General features: G+C 60.1%; 22 protein-coding genes. 10 read left to right on the top strand and 12 right to left on the bottom strand.

Annotated elements, in window-relative coordinates; genetic code table 11:
* Positions 1 to 27 precede the first annotated feature (27 nt).
* Both hslO and QMK51_RS27050 read left to right on the top strand, forming a co-directional pair.
* A complete protein-coding gene (gene hslO / locus QMK51_RS27055; protein WP_258698049.1) occupies positions 28 to 930 on the top strand; it encodes an Hsp33 family molecular chaperone HslO in 903 nt (300 codons plus the stop codon).
* 179 nt (positions 931 to 1,109) lie between these two features.
* Positions 1,110 to 2,651 (top strand): phosphoenolpyruvate carboxykinase, encoded by a 1,542-nt coding sequence (locus QMK51_RS27050; RefSeq protein WP_258698048.1) that lies wholly within the window; start codon positions 1,110 to 1,112, stop codon positions 2,649 to 2,651.
* Between the two features lie 147 nt (positions 2,652 to 2,798).
* Here the strand turns inward: QMK51_RS27050 and QMK51_RS27045 are convergent, their stop codons facing one another.
* From QMK51_RS27045 to QMK51_RS27035, 3 genes are all read right to left on the bottom strand, one after another.
* The gene (locus tag QMK51_RS27045) at positions 2,799 to 3,152 is read right to left on the bottom strand and encodes a DUF1493 family protein (RefSeq protein ID WP_320392573.1); all 354 of its coding nucleotides are present in this window, start codon (positions 3,150 to 3,152) and stop codon (positions 2,799 to 2,801) included.
* Positions 3,153 to 3,221: 69 nt separating this feature from the next.
* On the bottom strand, positions 3,222 to 3,521 hold the full coding sequence (locus tag QMK51_RS27040) for a hypothetical protein (RefSeq protein ID WP_258698045.1): 300 nt from the start codon (positions 3,519 to 3,521) through the stop codon (positions 3,222 to 3,224).
* Positions 3,522 to 3,854: 333 nt separating this feature from the next.
* A complete protein-coding gene (locus tag QMK51_RS27035) occupies positions 3,855 to 4,022 on the bottom strand; it encodes a hypothetical protein (protein ID WP_320392572.1) in 168 nt (55 codons plus the stop codon).
* Positions 4,023 to 4,266: 244 nt separating this feature from the next.
* Between QMK51_RS27035 and QMK51_RS27030 the strand changes: the two genes are divergently transcribed.
* Positions 4,267 to 5,214, top strand: coding sequence for an IS110 family transposase (locus QMK51_RS27030; RefSeq protein WP_320390752.1), 948 nt, complete (start codon positions 4,267 to 4,269; stop codon positions 5,212 to 5,214).
* A gap of 66 nt (positions 5,215 to 5,280) precedes the next feature.
* Here the strand turns inward: QMK51_RS27030 and QMK51_RS27025 are convergent, their stop codons facing one another.
* Positions 5,281 to 5,574: a hypothetical protein gene (locus QMK51_RS27025; protein ID WP_320392571.1), complete on the bottom strand. Its 294-nt coding sequence runs from the start codon at positions 5,572 to 5,574 to the stop codon at positions 5,281 to 5,283.
* Between the two features lie 307 nt (positions 5,575 to 5,881).
* On the opposite strand from QMK51_RS27025, the gene QMK51_RS27020 reads away from it, so the two are divergent.
* The 4 genes from QMK51_RS27020 (at position 5,882) to QMK51_RS27005 (ending at position 10,489) form a co-directional block, all read left to right on the top strand.
* A complete protein-coding gene (locus QMK51_RS27020) occupies positions 5,882 to 6,385 on the top strand; it encodes a polysaccharide deacetylase (RefSeq protein ID WP_320392570.1) in 504 nt (167 codons plus the stop codon).
* 191 nt (positions 6,386 to 6,576) lie between these two features.
* Positions 6,577 to 8,511, top strand: coding sequence for an ATP-dependent DNA helicase RecQ (locus tag QMK51_RS27015; RefSeq protein WP_320392569.1), 1,935 nt, complete (start codon positions 6,577 to 6,579; stop codon positions 8,509 to 8,511).
* Positions 8,512 to 8,655: 144 nt separating this feature from the next.
* Positions 8,656 to 9,882, top strand: a complete 1,227-nt coding sequence (locus QMK51_RS27010; protein WP_320392568.1) for a 3-hydroxyacyl-CoA dehydrogenase — start codon at positions 8,656 to 8,658, stop codon at positions 9,880 to 9,882.
* A 175-nt stretch (positions 9,883 to 10,057) separates the two neighbouring features.
* A complete protein-coding gene (locus QMK51_RS27005; RefSeq protein WP_320392567.1) occupies positions 10,058 to 10,489 on the top strand; it encodes a thioesterase family protein in 432 nt (143 codons plus the stop codon).
* Between the two features lie 68 nt (positions 10,490 to 10,557).
* On the opposite strand, the gene QMK51_RS27000 is transcribed toward QMK51_RS27005, so the two are convergent.
* The 4 genes from QMK51_RS27000 to QMK51_RS26985 form a co-directional block, all read right to left on the bottom strand.
* Positions 10,558 to 11,046 carry a glycine zipper domain-containing protein gene (locus QMK51_RS27000; RefSeq protein ID WP_258698039.1) on the bottom strand — a complete coding sequence of 163 codons (489 nt, stop codon included), beginning with the start codon at positions 11,044 to 11,046 and terminating at the stop codon, positions 10,558 to 10,560.
* A gap of 265 nt (positions 11,047 to 11,311) precedes the next feature.
* Positions 11,312 to 13,660 (bottom strand): FdhF/YdeP family oxidoreductase, encoded by a 2,349-nt coding sequence (locus QMK51_RS26995; RefSeq protein WP_320392566.1) that lies wholly within the window; start codon positions 13,658 to 13,660, stop codon positions 11,312 to 11,314.
* The gene (fdhD, locus tag QMK51_RS26990; RefSeq protein WP_320392565.1) at positions 13,657 to 14,496 is read right to left on the bottom strand and encodes a formate dehydrogenase accessory sulfurtransferase FdhD; all 840 of its coding nucleotides are present in this window, start codon (positions 14,494 to 14,496) and stop codon (positions 13,657 to 13,659) included. The genes QMK51_RS26995 and fdhD overlap by 4 nt, the downstream gene beginning before the upstream one ends.
* A 94-nt stretch (positions 14,497 to 14,590) precedes the next feature.
* Positions 14,591 to 15,478 (bottom strand): LysR family transcriptional regulator, encoded by an 888-nt coding sequence (locus QMK51_RS26985; protein WP_258698036.1) that lies wholly within the window; start codon positions 15,476 to 15,478, stop codon positions 14,591 to 14,593.
* Between the two features lie 137 nt (positions 15,479 to 15,615).
* On the opposite strand from QMK51_RS26985, the gene lysM reads away from it, so the two are divergent.
* The gene (lysM, locus tag QMK51_RS26980) at positions 15,616 to 16,056 is read left to right on the top strand and encodes a peptidoglycan-binding protein LysM (RefSeq protein ID WP_320392564.1); all 441 of its coding nucleotides are present in this window, start codon (positions 15,616 to 15,618) and stop codon (positions 16,054 to 16,056) included.
* 119 nt (positions 16,057 to 16,175) lie between these two features.
* On the opposite strand, the gene yrfG is transcribed toward lysM, so the two are convergent.
* Positions 16,176 to 16,838, bottom strand: a complete 663-nt coding sequence (gene yrfG, locus QMK51_RS26975; RefSeq protein ID WP_320392563.1) for a GMP/IMP nucleotidase — start codon at positions 16,836 to 16,838, stop codon at positions 16,176 to 16,178.
* A gap of 211 nt (positions 16,839 to 17,049) precedes the next feature.
* Between yrfG and nudE the strand changes: the two genes are divergently transcribed.
* Together nudE and cysQ are read left to right on the top strand one after the other, a co-directional pair.
* Positions 17,050 to 17,616 carry an ADP compounds hydrolase NudE gene (gene nudE, locus QMK51_RS26970; protein ID WP_258698033.1) on the top strand — a complete coding sequence of 189 codons (567 nt, stop codon included), beginning with the start codon at positions 17,050 to 17,052 and terminating at the stop codon, positions 17,614 to 17,616.
* A complete protein-coding gene (gene cysQ, locus QMK51_RS26965) occupies positions 17,613 to 18,446 on the top strand; it encodes a 3'(2'),5'-bisphosphate nucleotidase CysQ (protein ID WP_320392562.1) in 834 nt (277 codons plus the stop codon). The genes nudE and cysQ overlap by 4 nt, the downstream gene beginning before the upstream one ends.
* 104 nt (positions 18,447 to 18,550) lie before the next feature.
* Here the strand turns inward: cysQ and QMK51_RS26960 are convergent, their stop codons facing one another.
* From QMK51_RS26960 to QMK51_RS26950, 3 genes are read right to left on the bottom strand one after another with little or no spacing between them, the layout of a single operon-like run.
* Positions 18,551 to 19,006 (bottom strand): thioesterase domain-containing protein, encoded by a 456-nt coding sequence (locus QMK51_RS26960; RefSeq protein ID WP_320392561.1) that lies wholly within the window; start codon positions 19,004 to 19,006, stop codon positions 18,551 to 18,553.
* 40 nt (positions 19,007 to 19,046) lie between these two features.
* Positions 19,047 to 20,441: a sigma-54 dependent transcriptional regulator gene (locus tag QMK51_RS26955; RefSeq protein WP_320392560.1), complete on the bottom strand. Its 1,395-nt coding sequence runs from the start codon at positions 20,439 to 20,441 to the stop codon at positions 19,047 to 19,049.
* Entirely contained in the window at positions 20,438 to 22,246 is a 1,809-nt protein-coding gene (locus QMK51_RS26950) for a sensor histidine kinase (protein WP_320392559.1), read from the bottom strand. The genes QMK51_RS26955 and QMK51_RS26950 overlap by 4 nt, the downstream gene beginning before the upstream one ends.
* Position 22,247 lies beyond the last annotated feature (1 nt).

The following is a 22,247-nucleotide window of genomic DNA, read 5'->3' as shown; positions in this document are numbered from 1 at the left end:
TTGTCACCAATTCAGATACCCAGACCTATGACCGATCTACCGGATACCGACTACACCCAACGCTTCATCTTCGATGACAGCGACACCCGCGGCGAACTGGTGGCGTTGGAGCGTAGCTATGCCGAAGTCCTCGCCAAACACGCCTATCCGGAGCCGGTCGCGCAACTGCTGGGCGAGCTGATGGCCGCGGCAGCGTTGCTGGTTGGCACCTTGAAGTTCGATGGCTTGCTGATTCTTCAGGCCCGTTCCGAAGGTCCGGTGCCGTTGCTGATGATCGAGTGCTCCAGCGAGCGCGAAATTCGCGGCCTGGCCCGTTATCACGCCGAGCAGATCGCGCCGGATGCGACCCTCGCCGACCTGATGCCCAATGGCGTGTTGGCGCTGACCGTCGACCCGACCCAGGGTCAGCGTTACCAGGGTATCGTCGACCTCGACGGTGCGACCCTGTCGGAATGCTTCACCAACTATTTCGTCATGTCGCAGCAGGTTGGTACGCGTTTCTGGCTGTACGCCGACGGCCGTCGTGCCCGTGGTCTGTTGCTGCAGCAATTGCCTGCCGATCGTCTGAAAGACGAAGAAGAGCGTGCTGCCAGCTGGCAGCACATCACCGCGCTGGGTGGCACCCTGACCGCCGATGAATTGCTGAGCCTGGACAACGAAACCGTGCTCCATCGCCTCTACCATGAAGAGCAAGTGCGCCTGTTCGATGTGCAGAAACTACGCTTCCGTTGCAGCTGCTCTCGGGAACGCTCGGGCAATGCGCTGGTCAGTCTGGGTCTGGAAGATGCTCAGAAACTGGTGGTTGAACATGGCGGCAGCATCGAGATCGATTGCCAGTTTTGCAATGAGCGCTACCTGTTCGATGCGGCCGATATCACCCAATTATTCGCCGGTGCAGGGGTTGATACGCCGTCATATACCCGGCACTAAAACGCTTCAGCGCAGGTAAATTCACTGCTTAACGCCGGAATAACGCCGTTCTGACGGGAGGGCCCTACACTTTTTGGGCTTTTCTGGCATAATCCGGCCCACTTTTTTCGCGGTAGTAGTGCACGACTTTCTACTACAAAACGTTTGGAGCACTCGGCCACTGGCCGACGGGGAACCTCATGACGCAAGCCAATAACGCCGTGTACACCGATCTAAGTGTTGATGATCTGGTTAAACAAGCCCTGAATCGCGGTGAAGGCGAGCTTGCCGATACCGGCGCGCTGGTTGTTCGCACCGGTCACCGTACCGGCCGTTCGCCAGTCGATCGTTTCATCGTTGAAGAGCCGACCACCCAGGACGCCATTGCCTGGGGCCCGATCAACCGCAAGTTCCCGGCCGACAAGTTCGATGCCCTGTGGGCTCGCGTCGAGGCGTTCAACAACGCGCAAGAGCATTTCGTTTCCCACGTGCACGTAGGTTCGGCTGAAGAGCATTACCTGGCCGTGAAAATGACCACCCAGACTGCCTGGCAGAACCTGTTCGGTCGTTGCCTGTTCATCAATCCGGCCCAGTACAACCCGGCCGGTCGTGAAGAGTGGCAAGTCCTCAACGTCGCCAACTTCGAGTGCGTGCCAGAGCGTGACGGCACCAACTCCGACGGCTGCGTGATCATCAACTTCGCCCAGAAGAAAGTGCTGCTGGCGGGCATGCGTTACGCCGGCGAAATGAAGAAAGCCATGTTCTCGGTGCAGAACTTCCTGCTGCCGGCCGCCGATGTGTTGCCAATGCACTGCGCCGCCAACATAGGCGAAGAGGGCGACGTGACCCTGTTCTTCGGTCTGTCCGGCACCGGCAAGACCACCCTGTCCGCCGACGAAAGCCGTTACCTGATCGGTGACGACGAACACGGCTGGGGCGAGGGCGTGGTGTTCAACATCGAAGGCGGTTGCTATGCCAAGTGCATCGACCTGTCCGAGAAGAACGAGCCAGTCATCTGGAAAGCCATCAAGCACGGCGCAGTCTTGGAAAACGTCGTTATCGACGACGCCAAGCACGCCGACTACACCGATGTCAGCCTGACCCAGAACAGCCGCGCCGCTTACCCGCTTGAGCACGTTGCCAAGCGTTCCGAGAAGAACCTCGGTGGCGAGCCGAACGCAGTGATCTTCCTGACCTGCGACCTGACCGGCGTGCTGCCGCCAGTGTCGATCCTCAATGAAGAACAAGCCGCTTACCACTTCCTGTCCGGCTACACCGCACTGGTGGGCTCAACCGAAATGGGTTCTGGCAGCGGCATCAAGTCGACCTTCTCCACCTGCTTCGGCGCACCGTTCTTCCCGCGTCCGGCTGGCGAATACGCCGAACTGCTGATCAAGCGCATCCGCGGCTTCGGCTCCAAGGTCTACCTGGTCAACACCGGCTGGACCGGCGGCGGCTACGGCGTCGGCAAACGCTTCAACATCCCGACCACCCGCGGCGTGATCGCAGCGATCCAGAGCGGCGCGTTGATCGGTGCTGAGACTGAGCACTTGGACACCATCAACCTTGACGTGCCATTGGCTGTGCCGGGCGTTGAGACTGGCCTGTTGAACCCACGTAACACCTGGGCTGACAAGGCTGCTTATGATGAGGCTGCCAAGGCGCTGGCTGGGTTGTTTGTTGAGAACTTCAAGAAGTTTGATGTGAGCGACGCGATCAAGGCTGCTGGGCCGAAGTTGTAAGAGCTGGTTTGATGTAATGAGAAAGCCGCCCTTTGGGGCGGCTTTTTTGTGGGCGCTGATTCATTTCCCTTGAAGCAGAACTGGCAATATTCCCGCAGTAAACACGCTAAACAGCCAGAATAATTCCACTTCTGCTGTCTTGAACCACTAGGTCTCTTCCACTTCCCGCGTGTCCCACCGTTGCTTCTTGATTGCTTTATAGAGCATGCCGATGGTCAGGGGGACTTTGTCACCGCGCCCCTTTGCCCTGCGCTTGAAATGCACATCAAAACCATCCGGCTGAAAGTAGCGATAGGCATCGTAGTCCACGAAATCGATCCCGAACTGTTCTTCCAACGCTTCCATCAAATGCAGCGCATCAGCACCGTTGCAGCCTAGGTCGAAGTTGATCGAGGTGGTGAGACTGATGGTTTTGCGTTCGGGCAGGCCGAGTTCTTCGTGCAGCAACTGCATGAGCAGGTGCATGGTGTGATCGTCGGGGAAGTTGGGAGCGAGGTTCATGGTGCATCGTCCGTAAGGGGTATGTTTGATCGTTCTCACGCGGAGCATGGGAACGATCTTCACTCAGCGTCAGGCCGGCGCTTTCCAGCCCATCATGCGTTGTTGGGCGACTTGTAGCAGGTCGCAGCCATCCTGGGTTAGCAAGAAGAGTGCGTGGGTGATGTGGGGAATGTCTTCGACATCACCGTCTTTGAAGCAAGTGCAGTGCAGGGTTTTGAGGAGATCACTGGAGGCCCGGATGCGTTGGAGGGCGGCTTCGAGGATGTCTTGGGGGTTGGTCTCTGTGTCGATGATCAGGGGCGGCGAATCGGTGAGATTGGTTTGGAGCGGGAGGTAGCGATTGTTTGTGGACGGATTCCATTTATTCATTTTATGTATTCTCAAATGCATCAGATGAAGCCACCACCATCGTGACCAAGCGATGGAGGCGGACTGTGTTCGGGTTGGTCAACCGGTGGAATCCATAAAGGCCGGCACGCCTTAAGGCGTCCCAAACACAGCCACCATATAGCGTGCAGACACTTGAGTGCCGGCAGCATACAACGGACGCGTTTATGTATTCCATCGGGTGACCAAGCCCGAGCCGCTGATTTGGCAGCGACAGTCACGACTATAGGTGTGAGCCACCGGGTGGCGATAGGCGACAAGGTGTCTTCGGTTGTAGGACCGGGATGAAGCTTGGATAGGGCGTTGCTTACAGACTCATCGCTTGAGCAACTTGTCTCGTTTGATTGCCATCAGGTGTGTGACTTCTTCATCTGGAATGCTGGGGCGAGGGGCGTCGAGGCTTGCTCGTCCTTGTGCTTTGAACCATGCGTCGCAGGCCACTTTTTCGAGTTGTTGTTGAGTGTCGGATGTTTCGCTTTTCATCTGGTGGACCGCGTTATCGTTCTTCGCGAGCGAGCCCGCTTGTATGGTAGGACTTGAAGGGAGGAGGAGGGACAAAGCCCGATTCTGACTGTTGACGCAGTACAGATCCGTGGGAGATTTCGCCCCTCCTCCTTTCACCCAAGCGCCGATAAAGAATGCATCTGGCTAGACCGACGATAGGAACAAGCCTGCGCCTCTGGGTGAGCCCTTCAAGTGTTCAAAACCATATCCCGGAGGAAATACAATGGCAATGCCGGTTTCTGTCACACAGCCGATCGTAGGTGTGGATGTCGCCAAGAACGAACTGGTGATCTATCACGCCGAACTTGACCTGCTTGAAGAGATTCCCAACAACAAAGCAGCCATCAAGACGTGGTTGAAGGCCTTGCCAGGGACAGTCGCGGTAGCTATTGAATCGACCAATATCTATCACTTGGAGTTCGCTGATCTGGCCTATGAGGCCGGCTGCACGATTTACATGGTGGGTGGCTATGAACTCAGCCATTACCGCAAAGGGGTGAATATCCGTGCCAAAACCGATGCGCTGGATGCCAGGCTGCTCGCTCGCTATCTGAAGAACGAAGGTGATGATCTTCATCCGTGGACCCCGCCATCACCGCTGTACCGCCAGCTCCTGAGCCTCTTCCGTCGTCGCGCAGCCTTGGTTCAGGCGCGGGTCGGCCTGGTGCAAAGCTGGGCGAATGAGCCGCTGTTGAAGACAGCTTTCGCCGAGCAAGTGAAATCCATGCAGCAGCTTGAGGCGCTGGTCGAAAAGACGATTAATGATCATCTGAAGGAAGCCGGCTTGCTCAGTCAGTTGAAGCGTTGCGTGAAAGTTGAAGGCATTGGTTTTTTGACCGGAGCCCGCTTGCTCACGGCGTTTCAGCGGGGCGACTTCAGAAACGCGGATGCCTTTATTGCCTTCCTGGGAATGGATCTGCGCGTGTCGAAGTCAGGACAAAAGGATGGTCGTCGGAGTCTGACCAAGCGAGGTGACCCGGAAGCCCGCCGGCTTTTGCACAATGCAGCCATGTCGGCCAGCCGTACGCCCGCCTGGAAAGGCTTTTACGAAGAGCAAAGAGCTCGAGGCTTCAGCACCACTCAGGCGCTGGTGATACTGGCTCGCAAGCTTGCTCGGATCGTATTCGCTCTGCTGAAAGGGCAGAGCGAATACCAACCAAAAGCCGGTTGAGGGCTTCCCCTCAACCATAGAATCTCCCACAGGGGGATTGTGGTGGAGTTGGGGGTTGTTTTTTCGTCAAATCGCTGTGGTTTTCGGGAGGCGTTGTCGCGCGATTTCGAGCAGTTCGTTGCCGTCTTGGGTCAGCAGGTACAGCGCGTTGACGATGTTGGGAATGTCTTTCACGTCGGCCTGTTTAAAGCACAGGCAATAGAGCGTTTCGAGCAGGTCGCTGGCGGCGCGGATGCGTTGGCGAGCGGCGTCGAGGATTTCGTGCGGGCTGGCTTCGGTGTCGATGACCAACACCGGGGTGTCGCTGTAGCTGGTTTTGAGCGGGCGATAGCGGTCTGTTAATGAGTGGCGCGTGTTCATCGAAGTCAGTCCTGTGGAAAGTCGGGCAGTCTCGCCGGCAGGCCGACACAGTGTTTCAGCCGCGTCGAAAACTATAGAGGGACGCGCCGAGGCGCCGCAAGGTGCTGAAAATGGACAGGTTTTGTAGGGGGATTACCGGCGTTATCGCCCTTTTCCTACGCACACCCCGACTATTTTTTAAGCTTTTCCCCTAGAGGTCGATATTCCTACGGGATTGTCAGGCGCTTCTCAGCAAACCTCTGTATGGTGCGCGCCAGAATCTATAGGACGTTTCTAAGCGTCCGTTACACGCTAAAGGGAATTAGGTATGCAGTGGCTCCGTATGGCCTCGATTTTATTGCTATGGGCCGGTGTTTGTCGGATGGCGGACGCTGCCGACGTCGGTCATTCGGTGCTCCTTGCCAACATGGCCCGCACCGGTTGGCCGGATGCGCTGACTAGCCAGGCAGACGTCGACACCGCGTCCCGTGCCGAGGTGCTGATGGTGGGCAAGGCGCTGCTGGCCAGCGAAGCGCTGGATGAACAGGGGCTGAAACAGCGACTGGGCGTGCAGGCTGTGAAGCTGAAGTCGGTCAGGCAAGTGCGTGACGGGTTGTGGGATCGGTTGCTGGTCACCTACCGCAGCGCCAGTCAGAACTGCGACGATGAACCCTTCTGCCCGCGTGTACGCAGCGTTGCCGATTTGCGTCAGCTGGCGGCGGCGTTCACCGGCGAAATCAGCCCGGCCCATGCCGTTTGGGCGAGCAGGAGCCAGGTGTTTCATGAGCAGGCGCTGGATGAGCAACTGCGGGTGGCGGTGTTGATGCCTTGAGTTCGCTGATGGTTTGGCGCTGATTGTGCTCGCGAAAGCGATCTGCCAGCCGCCCCATTCTCCAAGCCTTGCAGTCTCCCCGAACTATCCGCTGTATCATCCGGTATCGTTTTTGCCCCCGACCTTTTCTCGACTCGCTGCGTTCGCCGGCTAGGCTTTGGGCTTCGCAGCGGTCAACGGAGTGACAGCTTATGCACAACACCCTGGAACAGGTTTTCGGTTATCCACAGTTTCGGCCCGGCCAGGAGGCGGCGGTCAGCGCGGTGCTGGCCGGACGCTCGGCGGCGGCGATTTTCCCTACCGGCTCGGGCAAGTCTCTTTGCTATCAATTACCGGCCTTGTTGCTGCCGCACCTGACATTGGTTGTGTCGCCTTTGCTGGCGTTGATGCAGGATCAGTTGGCGTTCTTGCAGCGCCACGGGATTGCGGCGGGCAGTATCGATTCGGCCCAGAGCCGCGATGACGCCAGCGATGTGATGGCCCGCGCGAAGTCCGGGGAATTGAAGATTCTGATGATTTCCGTGGAGCGCTTGAAGAACGAGCGCTTCCGCCATTTTTTGCAGCAGGTGCCGATCTCGCTGCTGGTGGTGGACGAGGCCCACTGCATCTCCGAGTGGGGCCACAACTTCCGCCCCGACTACCTCAAGCTGCCGGACTATCAGCGCCAGTTCAACATTCCCCAGGCTCTGCTGTTGACCGCCACCGCGACACCCAAGGTGATCGCCGACATGGAAGCCAGATTCGCCATCGCCCCTGAAGATGTGGTGACCACCGGTTTCTACCGACCCAACCTCAATTTGTTGGTGGAGCCGGTACGCGGTCAGGACAAGCGCCGTCGTCTCGTCGAATGGATGAGCCAGCGCCCCGACCAGCCGAGCATCGTCTACGTCACCCTGCAGAAAACCGCCGAGCACATTGCCGAGCATTTGAGCAGGAATGGCATTCAGGCCGAGGCCTATCACGCCGGTTTGCCCCACGAACAACGGGAAGGGATACAGAAGCGGTTCATGGGCGGGCAGTCCAATTGCATCGTCGCCACCATCGCCTTCGGCATGGGTATCGATAAAAGCGATATCCGCAATGTGGTGCATTTCGACTTGCCCAAATCCATCGAAAACTACAGCCAGGAAATCGGCCGCGCCGGCCGTGACGGGCAGCCGTCCGACTGCCTTGTATTGGCCAACCGTGACAGCCTCAACGTGCTGGAAAACTTCGTCTACGGCGACACGCCGGAGCTGGACGGCATTCGTTGCGTGCTCGATGAGCTGCAAGCCGCCGCGCCCGAGGGGCAGTGGGAGTTTCTGCTGGGGCCTTTGGCCGATCAGAGCAACATTCGCCAGTTACCGCTCAAGACCTTGCTGGTACAGCTGGAGCTGCGGGGGTTGATCGCTCCGCGCTATGCCTATTACGCCGAATACCGCTTCAAGTATTTGCAGGAGCCCGAAGCGTTGCTGGCCCGGTTCGAAGGTGAGCGCAGGGACTTCGTCTCGGCGATCATCAAGACTTCCAGCCGCGCACGGACCTGGGCCACGGTGAATTTCGATGCACTGTATGAACAGCATTCCGCCGAGCGCAGTCGGGTGGTCAAGGCGCTGGACTATTTTCAGGAAAAAGGCTGGGTCGAGCTGGAAAGCAAGCAGATGACCGAGGTCTACAGCCTGCTGAAAACGGACGTTGATTCCCAAGCCCTGAGCGCCGAACTGCACGCCTGCTTCACCCAGCACGAGCGCACCGAGATTGCACGGATTCACGCCATGCTGGATCTCTTCGCCACCGACCACTGTCTGGGCTATCGCCTGGCGGAGTACTTCGGCGACGAAAACGCACCGCAGCGGTGTGGGCATTGTTCGGTGTGTCACGGCCACGTAGCGCGGCTACCCGAGCCGCCGGAATTGCCGGCGCTTGTGGATAAAAGCTTCGAGGCGCTGTGCGGTGATTTTATCCACAGGCATGAGCTGCACACGGGGAGTGTTCCATCGGCAGAGCGCGTGACGCGGTTTCTGTGCGGGATCAGCGTGCCGCTGTTTACCAAGCTCAAGGCGCGATCGATTCCGGGGTTTGCGGCGTTGGAGGATTATCCGTATGCCGAGGTTCGGGCGTGGGCCGAAGCGCATTTGCCAAGTTGAAAGACGGTCAATGTGCGGGCTTGCTCGCGAAGAGGCCATCACATCCATCCGCTGAATGTCGCCCATCACAGGAATAAACTTCAAAAACACCCATGGGCTGACTATGGTGAGGACTGTCTTTGGATCGCCAACAAGAGAACAATCATGAGCCAGACACTGTTCGATATTCAGCGCGCCGCCGTGATCGGGGCGGGCACCATGGGCCGTGGCATTGTCATGTGCCTGGCCAACGCCGGGGTACCGGTGCAGTGGGTCGATAACAATCCGCAGATGCTTGAGCTGGCGCTCGCCAGCGTGGCTGAGGCTTATGCGCACAACGTGCGTCAGGGGCGGATCGATCAGGCCGAGGCGGATGCGCGCATTGCACGGGTGACGGCGGCTGCCGATTACGCAGCGATTCGCGATGTCGATCTGGTTATCGAAGCGGTCTACGAAAATCTCGAGCTGAAGCAGAACATCTTTCGCGAACTCGACGGTCTGCTCAAACCCGAAGCGATCCTGGCCAGCAATACCTCGGCGCTGGACATCGACGCGATTGCTGCTGCCACTCGCCGTCCGCAGCAAGTCCTGGGCCTGCACTTTTTCAGCCCGGCGCACATCATGAAATTGCTGGAGATCGTGCGTGGTGCCCAGACGGCGCCGGCGGTGCTTGATTCTGCCCTGGCGCTGGGCAAACGCATGGACAAGGTCAGCGTGGTCTCGGGCAATTGCCACGGCTTCATCGGCAACCGCATGCTGCACCCCTATGTGCTCGAAGCACGCAAGATGCTGCTGGAGGGTGCTTTGCCTTATCAGGTGGATGCAGCGCTGCAAGGTTTTGGTTTCGCCATGGGGCCGTTCCGCATGTATGACGTGGTCGGCATCGACCTGGAATGGCGCGCTCGAGAACTGGCTGGCAAAGGCCAGGATGCGCCGCAGGTTCAGGTGGACAACCGACTGTGCGAGCTGGGGCGCTTCGGGCAGAAGAGTGGCGATGGGTATTATCACTACGAACCGGGCAGTCGTCAGGCTGAGCACGATCTGGAAGTCGATGCGTTGGTGCTGGAAGTCAGCGAGGGGTTGGGGTTCCAGCGTCGCGACATTGACCCTGAAGAGGTTCTGGAGCGCTGTTTGCTGGCGCTGGTCAACGAAGGGGCGAAGATTCTTCAGGAAGGCATCGCGGCGTCGGCGCATGACATCGACCTGGTGTACCTCAATGGTTATGGTTTCCCGGCGGAAAAGGGCGGGCCGATGGCTTGGGCGGATCGGCAAGGGTTGGCGGATATTCATCTGCGATTGTTGCAACTTGAGACCAAGCAGGGTGATCACTGGGCGCCGGCGCGGTTGATTGGGGAGTTGGCGGCGCAGGGTAAAGGGTTTGCCGAGATGTGATTTTATTTGGCGTCGGTGAAGGCCCCTTCGCGAGCAGGCTCGCTCCCACAGTTGATCTTCATTGAACACAGATTTTGTGTATGACTGAGATCCAGTGTGGGAGCGAGCCTGCTCGCGAAGGGGTACGACGCGGTTTCACCTTAAACTAGCCACCCAACCCCAGGAACCAACGCTGATGTCCAACCCGATGCCCCAACGCACCGACTACCCGCACTTCCAGCCCATCACCACCCGCTGGCACGACAATGACGCCTACGGTCACGTCAACAACGTCACCTACTACAGTTTTTTCGACACGGCGGTGAACACCTACCTGATCGAAGTCGGCGGCCTGGATATCCATGACGGCGAGGTGGTGGGTTTTGTGGTGAGTTCGGCCTGCGATTACTTTGCTTCTATCGCCTTCCCGGATCGGATCGAAATCGGCCTGCGGGTGGGCAAGCTGGGTAACAGCTCGGTGCAATACGAATTGGCGGTGTTCAAGGCCGGCGAAGACGAAGCCTGCGCGGCGGGGCGTTTCGTGCATGTATTCGTGGATCGAGCGTCGAATCAGCCGGTGGCGATTCCTGCCGGGTTGCGCGGGGCGTTGGAGCGACTGGCGAGCTGAGGGCAAAAAAAATCGCAGCCCGAGGGCTGCGATTTTTTGATCTACCGGTAAACGAGGCGATTCAAGCCTCAGTCGCGATAGCGATGGTGATGCTTGCGATGGCCGTAGGCATGGCCGCGACCCGGATGGCCGTCACGGTAGTAGCGACGATCATCATCGTCATAACCACGACGGTAGGAGCGACGATCGTCGTCATCGCTCTTGTTGCCCATGTAGTTACCCAGCGCGCCACCGGCGCCGCCGCCTGCTGCGGAGCCGATCAGGCTACCGGTGGTGCCGCCCATGCTGCGGCCGACCACGTTACCGCCAGCTGCGCCCAAGGCACCGCCAATGGCGGCTTCGCCACGGCTGCGTCTGTCTGCGCCCACTGCGCTACCACCCGCGCCGCCCAGGGCCGCGCCAATGGTTGAACCTGTACTGCCGCCTAGCGATTGACCGACGACCGAGCCCAGAACCCCGCCCAATGCGCCGCCCACACCTGCTTCGGTGGTGCCGCCAGCAGACGCGAAGCCACTGACCAGGCCAAGGGACAACAAGAGAATCGAGGAGAACTTCATAGAGGAACCTCAAGGGGATGACGGCGCGATCCTGAGGCTGTGTCGGGGTTGTGACAATAGAAATCCGACGAATAACACGACTTGAGCACAATTCTATAAGTTGCTGTTTTTTGGGCGGAACTTAAGTATTTTTCGCCGGTCTTTAGCTACTTCGCAAAGGCCGTTTTCATATAAAAATGGCCTTTTTTGTGGGCGATTGGAAAGTGCTGGATCGGAAAAGCTGTTTGAATGATCCACCGCTTTCGCGAGCAAGCCCGCTGTCGCGTCAAGCCGACTTGGCCATGATCAACCCCGTTTCACTCGCCGCTTCCAAGCGGATCGCCACAAACTTCGACGTCGGCGTATGGCTGCCATCCCCAGTGCTTTCCAGCGGCACCAACGGGTTCACTTCCGGGTAGTAAGCGGCCGCTTGCCCGGCAGGGATATCAAACGCCAGCAGCGTAAAGCCCTCCACCCGCCGCACACGGCCATCATCCCAGAGCGAAACGATGTCAGCTTTCTGCCCCGGTTTGAACCCCAGGCGAATGATGTCGGCTTCATTGACGAACAACACATCCCGCTGACCTTTCACCCCACGATAACGATCATCAAGACCATAAATGGTGGTGTTGTACTGATCATGGGAGCGCATCGACTGCATGATCAGGTCCGGCAATACGCCGGTGGCGCGGGTGCGTTCGTGCACCAGGTCTTTGGGCAGGATGTTCGGACGGAAGTTGGCCCGGCCCGACAGGGTGTTCCAGCGGCGAGCGCCGGCGCTGTTGCCCAGGTAGAAACCGCCCGGGTTCTGGATCTTCTCGTTGAAGTCCCGAAAGCCCGGGATGGTGTCGGCGATCAGGTCGCGGATGCGGCTGTAATCCGCTATCAGCCAGTTCCAGTCCACCGGTTTGCTGCCCAGGGTCGCGGCGGCGATACCGGCGATGATCGCAGGTTCCGAGCGCATCTGGTTCGACAGCGGCTGCAACTGACCGTTGGAGGCGTGGACCATGCTGAACGAGTCTTCCACGGTCACCGCTTGGGCGCCTTCGGTCTGGATATCGATGTCGGTACGGCCCAGGCACGGCAGGATCAGCGCGTCTTTACCGTGGGTCAGATGGCTGCGGTTGAGCTTGGTGCTGATCTGCACGGTCAGGTCGCAGTTGCGCAGGGCCTGGAAGGTCCGTGGGCTGTCCGGGGTGGCTTGGGCGAAGTTGCCGCCCAGGCCGATGAAGACTTTCGAACGGCCTTCGGCCATGGCGTGAATCGCCTCGACCACGTTGTGGCCGTTTTCACGGGGTACCTTGAACTGGAAGCGCCGCTCCAGGGCGTCGAGGAACGCCACCGGCGGACGTTCGTTGATGCCCATCGTCCGGTCGCCCTGCACGTTACTGTGGCCACGCACCGGGCACAGACCGGCACCCGGCCGGCCGATGTTGCCGCGCAACAGCATCAGGTTGGCGATTTCCTGGATGGTCGCCACTGAATGGCGATGCTGGGTGATGCCCATGGCCCAGCACATGATCACGTTCTTGCCTTTGGCATACATGCGCGCCGCTTGCTCGATCTCCACCAGGGTCAGTCCGGACTGCTCGACGATCTGCTCCCATGGGGTGTCGTCGACGGTGCCGAGGTATTCCAGAACGTTGGCGCTGTGTTCGTTGAGGAAGTCGTGGTCGAACACCGCAGGCTCACCAGCCTTCTGCGCATCGCGCTCCCATTGCAGCAGGAACTTGGCCATGCCACGCATGATCGCCATGTCGCCGCCCAATGCCGGACGGAAGTACGCGGTGTTGGTCGGCTTGTCGCCGTTGGTGAGCATTTCGATCGGGTGTTGCGGGTGCTGGAAGCGTTCCAGGCCGCGCTCTTTCAGCGGGTTGATGCACACCACCTGCGCACCGCGTTTCACCGCTTCGCGCAGTGGCTCGAGCATCCGCGGGTGGTTGGTGCCAGGGTTCTGGCCCCAGACAAAAATCGCATCGGCGTGTTCGAAGTCGTCGAAGGTCACGGTGCCTTTGCCGACGCCGACGCTTTGGGCCAATGCCACACCGCTGGCTTCGTGACACATGTTCGAGCAGTCGGGGAAATTGTTGGTGCCGTAGGTGCGCACGAACAGTTGATAGAGGAACGCCGCTTCGTTGCTGGCGCGGCCCGAGGTGTAGAACTCGGCCTGATTCGGGCTCGACAGGCCCTGCAAATGTTTGGCGATCAAGGAGAATGCCGCTTCCCAGCTGATCGGTTTGTAACGATCGGTTTCGGCGTCGTAGCTCAGCGGCTCGGTCAGACGGCCCTGGTACTCGAGCCAATAATCACTTTGCTCCAGCAACGAGCTAACGCTGTGTTTGGCGAAAAACGCGCCATCGACACGCCGTTTGGTTGCTTCCCAGTTCACTGCTTTGGCGCCGTTCTCGCAGAACATCACCATGCCGCCTTCCTGAGAATCGCCCCAGGCGCAGCCGGGGCAGTCGAACCCGCCGTTCTTGTTGGTCTTGAGCATCATGCGCAGATTTTTCAACGCGTTGTCGCTGGTCAACCAGGCGCGGGCAACGCTGGCCAGCGCGCCCCAGCCACCGGCCGCTCCCTTATAGGGCTTGTAACGTGGAGCGGGTTTCTGGTCGGCTTGTTGGTGTTGGTTCACGCTTGATTCTCCGTCGCGGGGCTGTAGACCCGCGGCACACTTTTCTGCGGCAGGTGGATGAGGTTGAGGTTGTGTCGACGGGCCCATTGCACGGCCAGGCCCGTGGGCGACGACAGGCTGACCAGGGTCTGGATGCCGGCGCGTAACACTTTCTGGATCAATTCGAGGCTGCAACGGCTGGTGACAATCGCCAGGCCATCGGTGGTCGGAACTTTCTGGCGGATCAACCCGCCGATCAGCTTGTCGAGGGCGTTGTGCCGGCCGATGTCTTCACGGCCCAGCAGCAATTCGCCTTTGCCATTCATGAACACCGCCGCATGCACCGCGCCGCAATACTGGCCCAAAGGCTGGAATTCAGCGATGCGATGGCGCAAACCGTCCAGCCATTCGGCCGGGGGAAGCGGGGCGCCGGGCAGTACTTTGAGATCGGGCAATGCTTGCTCCACCGCTTCCACGCCGCAGAGCCCGCAACCGCTGGTGCCGGCCAGTTGCCGACGCTGCTGCTTGAGGTTCCAGAAGGCGCGGTTGGCGATGGTCACTTGTGCGTATTGCGCCGACCCCGAACCGCTGAGTTGCAAGTCGTAGATGTCTGAAGCGTCTTCGATGATGCCGCTGCCGAGGCTGAAGCCGATGATGAAGTCTTCAAGATCCGTCGGCGTCACCAACATGACCGCCTGGCTGATGCCGTTGTAGGCGATCGCCAATGCAACTTCCTCGGCCAGCGCGGTGCTGGACGATTCGGAGTATTCAAGGTTGCAGTAACTGTATGTCTGGCTTGCGGTGGGCGCGGGCGTTTCAAGAGCAGGCGCCGCGCAGCCGGGGCGCTTGGCGTTCATTAGGCATCACCGACGGTTTGGTCAGCTTTAAGCCTAGGCGCGTCAACATGTCGCGTCTAATCGCTATTACTGATCTACCGATAGATGGCGTCGATCAAGTGTCTGTCAGTGATTTCTGATAGATCGCAAAACAGGCTTCTGCCAAGGCCGAACGCGGGGCGCTGCGACGCATGATCAGCCCCAGCCGGGCGAGGGTCTGGGCGCTTTCGATAGGTTGCAGACGCAAGTGATCGGTGAGGTTTTCAAGGCCGCCGTTCAGCGGCATGACCGCGCAACACAGCCCGCCGTGTACCGCTTGTAACAATTGGTGGACCGCATCGGTTTGCAGCAACGGCTGTGGGGTCAGGCCACGGCTGTGGAAGTTATGGTCGATGGACTGGCGAAAATGCATGCCGCTGGTGAGCATGCCCATCGGCAGTTCGATCAGCGACTCCCAGCTCAGTGGCGCCTCGCCGAAACTGAAGAAGCGTTGATCGTAGAGCAGGCCCATGCGGGTTTCGTTGAAGGCCAGGGAATCGAAGCGCTCGCCATCCAGACGCTCCAGGTACGACACACCGAGGTCGAGACGGTTGTTCGCCAGTTGTTCGAGGATCTGTTCGGAACTCAGGGCCGAGAGTTCGAAGCGCAGGTTCGGATGCTCGGCATGCAGGCGTTGCATCAGTGGCACCGGGTCGAAGCTCGACAGCGGCACCACGCCCAGACGCAACGTACCCACGAGGTTGCCACGACAGGCTGCCGCTTCGGCCTGCAAACCGTCGTAAGCCGCCAGCACCGTACGTGCCCACGCCAGCACGCGCTCGCCCGGCGCGGTGAAACCTTCGAAGCGTTGGCCGCGGTTGACCAGCGGCAGTTCGAGCTCTTCTTCGAGGCTGCGCAGGCGCATGGACAGGGTCGGCTGGGTGATGTGACAGCGCGCGGCGGCCTGGCCGAAGTGCCGGGTTTCGTCGAGAGCGATGAGGAATTTGAGCTGCTTGATGTCCATCTTCGCTCCAGGGCGCGGGCAAGGTTCGCGATTCTACCGCCTGCGCGGGGTTGGGTCATTGGTCGGCCGGGAACCGGGCTCCGGAAGACTGGTCTAGTCTTGGGCGTCTGGAACCTGAATCCGAAGGAGTGTGCACCATGAGTATTTTTAGCTTTGTGAAAGAAGCAGGCGAAAAACTTATCGATCTGCTGACGCCTGGCAATGCCAACGCCAGCGAGCAGTTGAAGGAGCACATCAGCAAGGTCGGCCTGGGTAACCCGAATGTTCAGGCGACCATTGATGGCGACAAAGTCACTGTCACCGGCGAAGTGGCAAGCCAGGAAGAGAAGGAAAAGATTCTGCTGGCCGTGGGCAATATTGCCGGTGTCGGTAGTGTGGATGACCAGATTACTGTGACAGGGCCGGTTGCTCAGGCGGCGCGGTTCGTCACCGTCAAAAAGGGCGACACCCTCAGCGCGATTTCCAAGGCGCAATACGGCGACGCGAACAAGTACAACAAAATCTTCGAGGCCAACAAACCAATGCTTTCACACCCGGACAAGATCTATCCGGGGCAGGTGTTGCGGATTCCTGAGTAAGGCTTGAGATCGCTTTCGCGGGCAAGCCTCGCTCCCACAGGAGTTGTGTCGTTAACGAAGGATGCGAACGACACAGACCCTGTGGGAGCGTGGCTTGCCCGCGATGCAGGCGACTCGGTTTAAAGCCCTGCAATGAGCTCCCGATAATCCCCCACCGCCGCAAACTCGGCAGTGTCCTTCGGCCCTTTGCGGCTGTCTGGCTCGCTCACGGCCAACAGGTGTGCCACGCCAAAATTGCGAGCACTGCGCAGAATCGGCAACGTATCGTCGATAAACAGACTGTGCGCCGGGTCGAAGCCGATGTCGGCCTGCAAGGCATCCCAGAACTGCGGGTCTTCCTTGGCGAAACCGTAATCGTGGGAGCTGATCAACCGCTCGAAATAGGGCGCCAGTTCAATTTTTTCCAGCTTCAATGACAGCGAGTCGCGGTGGGCGTTGGTGATCAGCACCACACGCTTGCCGGCCTGTTTGATCGCCGCCAGAAAAGTGTCCGCATCCGGACGCAGGGCAATCAGGTGTGCGGTTTCCAGTTTCAGCTCGCGCACCGACAGCTTCAGCTCGGCGCTCCAGAAGTCCAGGCAGTACCACTGCAACTGACCGGCATGGCGTTCGAACAGCGGCTGCAATTCCAGCTCCGCCATGGCCAGGCTCACTCCGTGCAGCTCGGCATAACGCTTTGGCAGATGCTCCATCCAGAAATGGTTGTCGTAGTGCAGGTCCAGCAGCGTGCCGTCCATATCCAGCAGAACGGTATCGATGTCGCGCCAGGGCAGCAGGGACATAAAAAACTTCTCCAGCGGTAAAAAAGATATCCGAGATAAACAATCAGGATAGGCCTGATGCCAGTCAGTCAAGGCGCGGAGCCTGTGGGAGATTCTATGGTTGAGGGCTTCCCCTCAACCATGCAAGCCCGCTCCCACATGAATTGCGCTTAACTGACCAGCATTAAGGATAGGCCGGGTATAGTAACCCGCTTACGCCAAGGAGCCTCTTATGCGCCAGAAACCCACCGTACTCGCCCGCGAGATTGTCGCCACCAGCCGATTATTCTGTGTCGAAGAGCTGAAGTTGCGCTTTTCCAACGGCGTGGAACGTACTTACGAGCGCCTGGTCGGCAAAGGCGCCGGTTATGGCGCGGTGATGATCGTGGCGATGCTCGACGCGGACCACGCGGTGTTGGTGGAGGAATACTGCGGCGGCACCGATGCCTACGAACTGTCCCTGCCCAAAGGCTTGATCGAACCGGGCGAAGACGTGCTAGCGGCGGCCGAGCGGGAGCTCAAGGAAGAGGCCGGGTATGGCGCGGGGCAGCTGGAGCATCTGACCGAGTTGTCGTTGTCACCCGGCTACATGAGCCAGAAGATCCAGGTGGTGTTGGCCACCGATCTGTACGAAGAACGCCTGGAGGGCGACGAACCCGAGCCGATGGGCGTGGACAAGATCAACCTGCGTGAATTGTCGGCGTTGGCGCAGAATCCGCGATTCACTGAGGGCCGTGCCTTGGCGGCGCTGTATCTGGCCCGTGACCTGCTGACTCAGCGTGGGGTATTCCTGCCATGAAGTTGAACTTTCCCCATCCGTTGATGGCGCCGGTCGTTGAACTGGCTTTAAAGGCAGGCGAGGCGATCCTGCCGTTCTGGCGCGTCAATGTTGCCGTGACGGCAAAGTCCGATGATTCCCCGGTCACGGCCGCCGACATGGCCGCTCACCATGTGATTCTGGCCGGGTTGACGGCGCTGGATCCGAGCATCCCGGTGTTGTCCGAAGAGGACGCCAACATTCCCCAGAGCGTGCGCGCCGGCTGGCAGCGCTGGTGGCTGGTCGACCCGTTGGACGGGACCAAGGAGTTCATTTCCGGCAGCGAAGAGTTCACCGTCAACATTGCGCTGATCGAGCAGGGGCGTGTGGTGTTCGGTGTGGTGTCGATGCCGACCAACGGGCGCTTTTATGTGGGGGGCGCGGGGTTGGGTGCCTGGCGTGGCGATCAAGGCGCCGAGCCGTTGCCGATTCAGGTTCGCGACGTTCCGGCGGCGGGCGAGGCTTTTACGGTGGTCGCCAGTCGTCGGCATTCCAGCCCTGAGCAGGAGCGCTTGCTGGCGGGGTTGAGCGACAGCCTGGGTGAGTTGCAACTGGCCAATATCGGTAGCTCGCTGAAGTTTTGCCTGTTGGCGGAAGGGGCGGCGGATTGTTATCCACGGTTGGCGCCGACTTCGCAGTGGGATACCGCAGCGGCGCAAGGTGTGCTGGAAGGCGCGGGCGGTGAGGTACTGGATTTGAATGGTGAGCCGTTCTGTTATCCGGCGCGGGAGTCGTTGTTGAATGAGTTCTTTTTGGCGCTGCCGGCTAAGGCGGTATGGCGGGAGAAGTTGTTGGCTTTGGCTCGCAACTAAGATCGTTCCCATGCTCCGCGTGGGAATGCCTCTAGGGATGCTCCGCGTCCAGTGACGCGGAGCGTCACGGGCTGCATTCCCACGCAGAGCGTGGGAACGATCAGTCATCGGTGAAGGACGTACTGCCCGGTAAACCTCACCGCATCCTCTTCGCTCCCGGTATTCACGATCCGCGAATGCAGTGTCAACCGCGCCCGCCCATAGCGTCGATACATCGCCAGAAACTTCCTCCACACGGCCGCACTTGGCGCCAGGCAAATCGCCGTCGCGTCAGAGGTGACTGGCAGCGGATAGTTGATCTGCCCTTCCTGAATCACGATATGCCCGTCATCGATGCCTTCTTCGCGCAAACGCAAATGCAACCAGCCCCAGCCGGCCAGCACCGCGCCGCAATACAGGCTGCCGCCGAACATGGTGCTCTTGTGATTGACGTTGGCCGCAAGCGGCAGGTGCAGGCGCAGTTGTTGATCGTGCCAGTCGAGCACCTTGAGGCCCATGTCCCGCGTGAGAGGGATGTCGTGGTGGAGGATCGATTCCAGGTGACGACAGTCGCGGTTCATTCAAAGGCCTCTTGTTTGAAGATGATGAGTTGACGGTAGCTCAATCGACATCGTCGGTGGGGTTACCGGCGCCGCCGTCGGCGAAGTTCAGGCCATGCTTGCGCAGTTTGTCATGCAAGGTTTTGCGCGGAATCCCCAGTGCTTCGGCGAGGCTGCGCACGGAGCTGTGCGAGCGCGCCAGTTCGGCGGCAATCAGGCTCTTTTCGAAGTTCTCCACTTGCTCGCTCAAACCGCCGCTGACCACTTCAATCGTGCTGCCGACGCCACCCTCCGGCGCGCTGTTGTCCAGGGCCAGCTCCAGGCCCAGGGCAAAGCGTTCGGCAGCGTTCTGCAACTCTCGAACATTGCCGGGCCAGGTGTGACGCAGCAGCAGCGCCCGTTGTCCCGGTTGCAATTCATGGGGCGGCAAGCCGTGGCGGGCACTGGCTTCATCGGCGAAATGCTGGAACAGCACCAGCGCATCTTCGCCGCGCTCGCGCAGCGGCGGAATGCGTAGCGGCGCGACGTTCAGGCGGTAATACAAGTCGGCGCGGAAGCGGCCCTGATCGGCGGATTGACGCAGATCTTCCTTGGTCGCGGCGATGATGCGGATATCCAGCGGGATCTGTTGGTTACCGCCCAGTCGCTCGACGACCCGTTCTTGCAGCAAGCGCAGCAATTTCACCTGCACGTCCAGGCTCATGCTTTCGATTTCATCGAGGAACAACGTGCCGCCATTGGCGAATTCGAACTTGCCGATACGACGTTTCTGCGCGCCGGTGAAGGCGCCTGGCTCGTGACCGAACAGCTCGCTTTCCACCACCGACTCGGCCAGGGCCCCGGCGTTGATTGCCACGAACGGGCCGTTACGCCGACTCGACAGGTCGTGCAGCGCGCGGGCCACCACTTCTTTGCCCGCACCGGTTTCGCCGAGGATCAGCACATCGGCCTTGGTCGCCGCCAGTGCACCGATCTGCTCACGCAGGCGCAGCATCGGCGCCGATTGCCCGACCAGTCGAGCGCTCAGCTCGTTGCGATCGCTCAGGGCCAGGCGCAGGCTGCGGTTGTCCAGCACTAGCCGGCGCAGGGCCAGGGCACGGCGCACGCTGTCGAGCAAGGCGTCGCTGGCGAAAGGTTTTTCCAGAAAGTCATAAGCCCCGGCGCGCATGGCTTGTACCGCCAGCGGTACGTCGCCGTGGCCGGTGATCAGCAGCACGGGCAGTTCCGGGTCCTGGGCGTGGAGTTCGGTCAGCAGTTCGATACCGTCCATGCCCGGCATGCGGATGTCGCTGACCACCACGCCCGGCCAGTCGCGTTCCAGTTGCCCGGCCAGGCCCTTGGCTTCAGCGAGCGGCAGGATCTTCAGGCCGGCCAGGTCCAGGGTCTGGCTCAATGCTTGGCGTAGATGGGGATCGTCGTCGATCAACACGACCTGGATGCGGTTGTCGATGGTCATGCACTTCGGTCCTCGGACGGTTGCAGGCTTACACCCGGTGCGCCTGCGCGCAACTTCAGGGTAATCAGGGCGCCGCCTTCCTTGTGGTTGGAGAACGACAGTTCACCACCGAAGGCGCGCATCAGGGTGTCGCAGATCGCCAGCCCCAGCCCAAGCCCCTGAGTGCGGGTCTTGGTGGTGTAGAAGGGCTCGCCGGCACGACCCAGCGCTTCCAGGCAGAACCCGGGGCCGTTGTCGCGAATGTACAGGTTGACGCCGTTGGCGGTGGACTCGGCACTCAACCAGAGTTTACGCGGCGGGCCTTTTTCCGTCAGGGCATCGAGGGCATTGGCCAGCAGATTGCCGAGTACCTGGCGCAAGCGGGTTTCCCCGGCTTCGACCCACAGGGTGGCGGCCGGCAGGTCACGGATCAGTTCGACTTCCATGCTGCGCCGACGCTTGGCCAGTAACGCCAGCGCGTCGTCCAGTGCCGGTTGCAGGGCCACGCTTTCCGGGGCGTGGCGATCACGCCGGGCAAAGGCGCGCAGGTGGGCGATGATCGAGGCCATGCGCCCGGTCAACTCGCTGATCAGCTTGAGGTTGCCGCGAGCATCCTCGGTGCGCTGATGGTCGAGCAGCACTTCGGCGTTTTCCGCGTAGCTGCGGATTGCCGCCAGCGGTTGGTTGAGTTCATGGCTGATGCTCGCCGACATCGTTCCCAGCGCCGAGAGCTTGCCGGCCTGCACCAGGTCATCCTGAGCGCGTACCAGTTCTTGTTGGGCGTGTTCGCGTTCCAGCACTTCCTGTTTCAGTCGACGGTTGAGGCCTTCGAGGTCGCTGGTCCGTTCAGCGACCCGACCTTCCAGTTCCTGGCGGGCCTTGCCTTCGAAGGCGATCCGGTCCAGGTAATGGCGTCGGCGCTGCATCATCAGGCCGAGCAGCAGCATTAGTACCAGTAGCGCTGCGCCGCCGATGGCCACGACCGTGCGTACCGGGCGGTCGATCAGGGTGCGTGGCGCAAGGATACTGACGCTCCAGCCGGTTTCCTCGATCTGCCGGGTTTGGGTCAGCCAGGCATTGGGGTCGAGATTCAATGGCTTGGGATCGCGAGTCGGGTAGGGTTGAATCGCGGTGATTGCCTCGCGCTCTGCGTCGCTCAACGGGCGGGTCGAACGGAAACGCCACTCAGGTCGTGACGTGAGGATGACCACGCCATTGTGGTCGGTGACCAACAATTGTTCCGGGGTTTTGCCCCAAATGCTTTCGGTGTGATCAAGGTCCACTTTGATCACCAGAACGCCGATGATTTTTTCGCGATCACGCACCGCTGCCGCGAAGAAGTAACCGCGCTTGGCCGAGGTGGTACCCAGGCCGAAGAAGCGCCCCAGGCGCCCGGCCATCGCTTCACTGAAATAAGGACGGAAGGCGAAATTGCGGCCGACGAAACTGTCGTGTTTGTCCCAGTTGGAGGCCGCCAGCGTCTTGCCTGTCGTGTCCATCAGGTACATGACCTCGGCACCGGTCTGGGCACTGATGTTTTTCAGCAGGCGATTGGCATTGCCTTGAACCACGCCTTCGTCGGGAGCGGCCAATGTCGCGCGCAGAGCCGGCAGCTCGATGAGAATCTGCGGCAGCACTTCATACCGGTGCAGGGTGCCCAGCAGGTTGGCGACGTAGAGGTCGAGGGTCTGACGGTTCTGCCCGGCCAGTTCGCTGCGGTAGTAACGTTCGGCCAGATGCTCCAGCGGCCACAGCAAGGGTGCCAGGCACAGCGCGAGTAGCGCCAGGCTGCGCCAGCGGGGTCTGCGGGGGAGGGTCGGAGTCATG

This window comes from Pseudomonas sp. P9_31 (assembly GCF_034008235.1).
Taxonomy (GTDB): domain Bacteria; phylum Pseudomonadota; class Gammaproteobacteria; order Pseudomonadales; family Pseudomonadaceae; genus Aquipseudomonas.
Note: the sequence above shows the minus strand (reverse complement) of the source record. Positions and strands in the feature narration are given on the sequence as shown.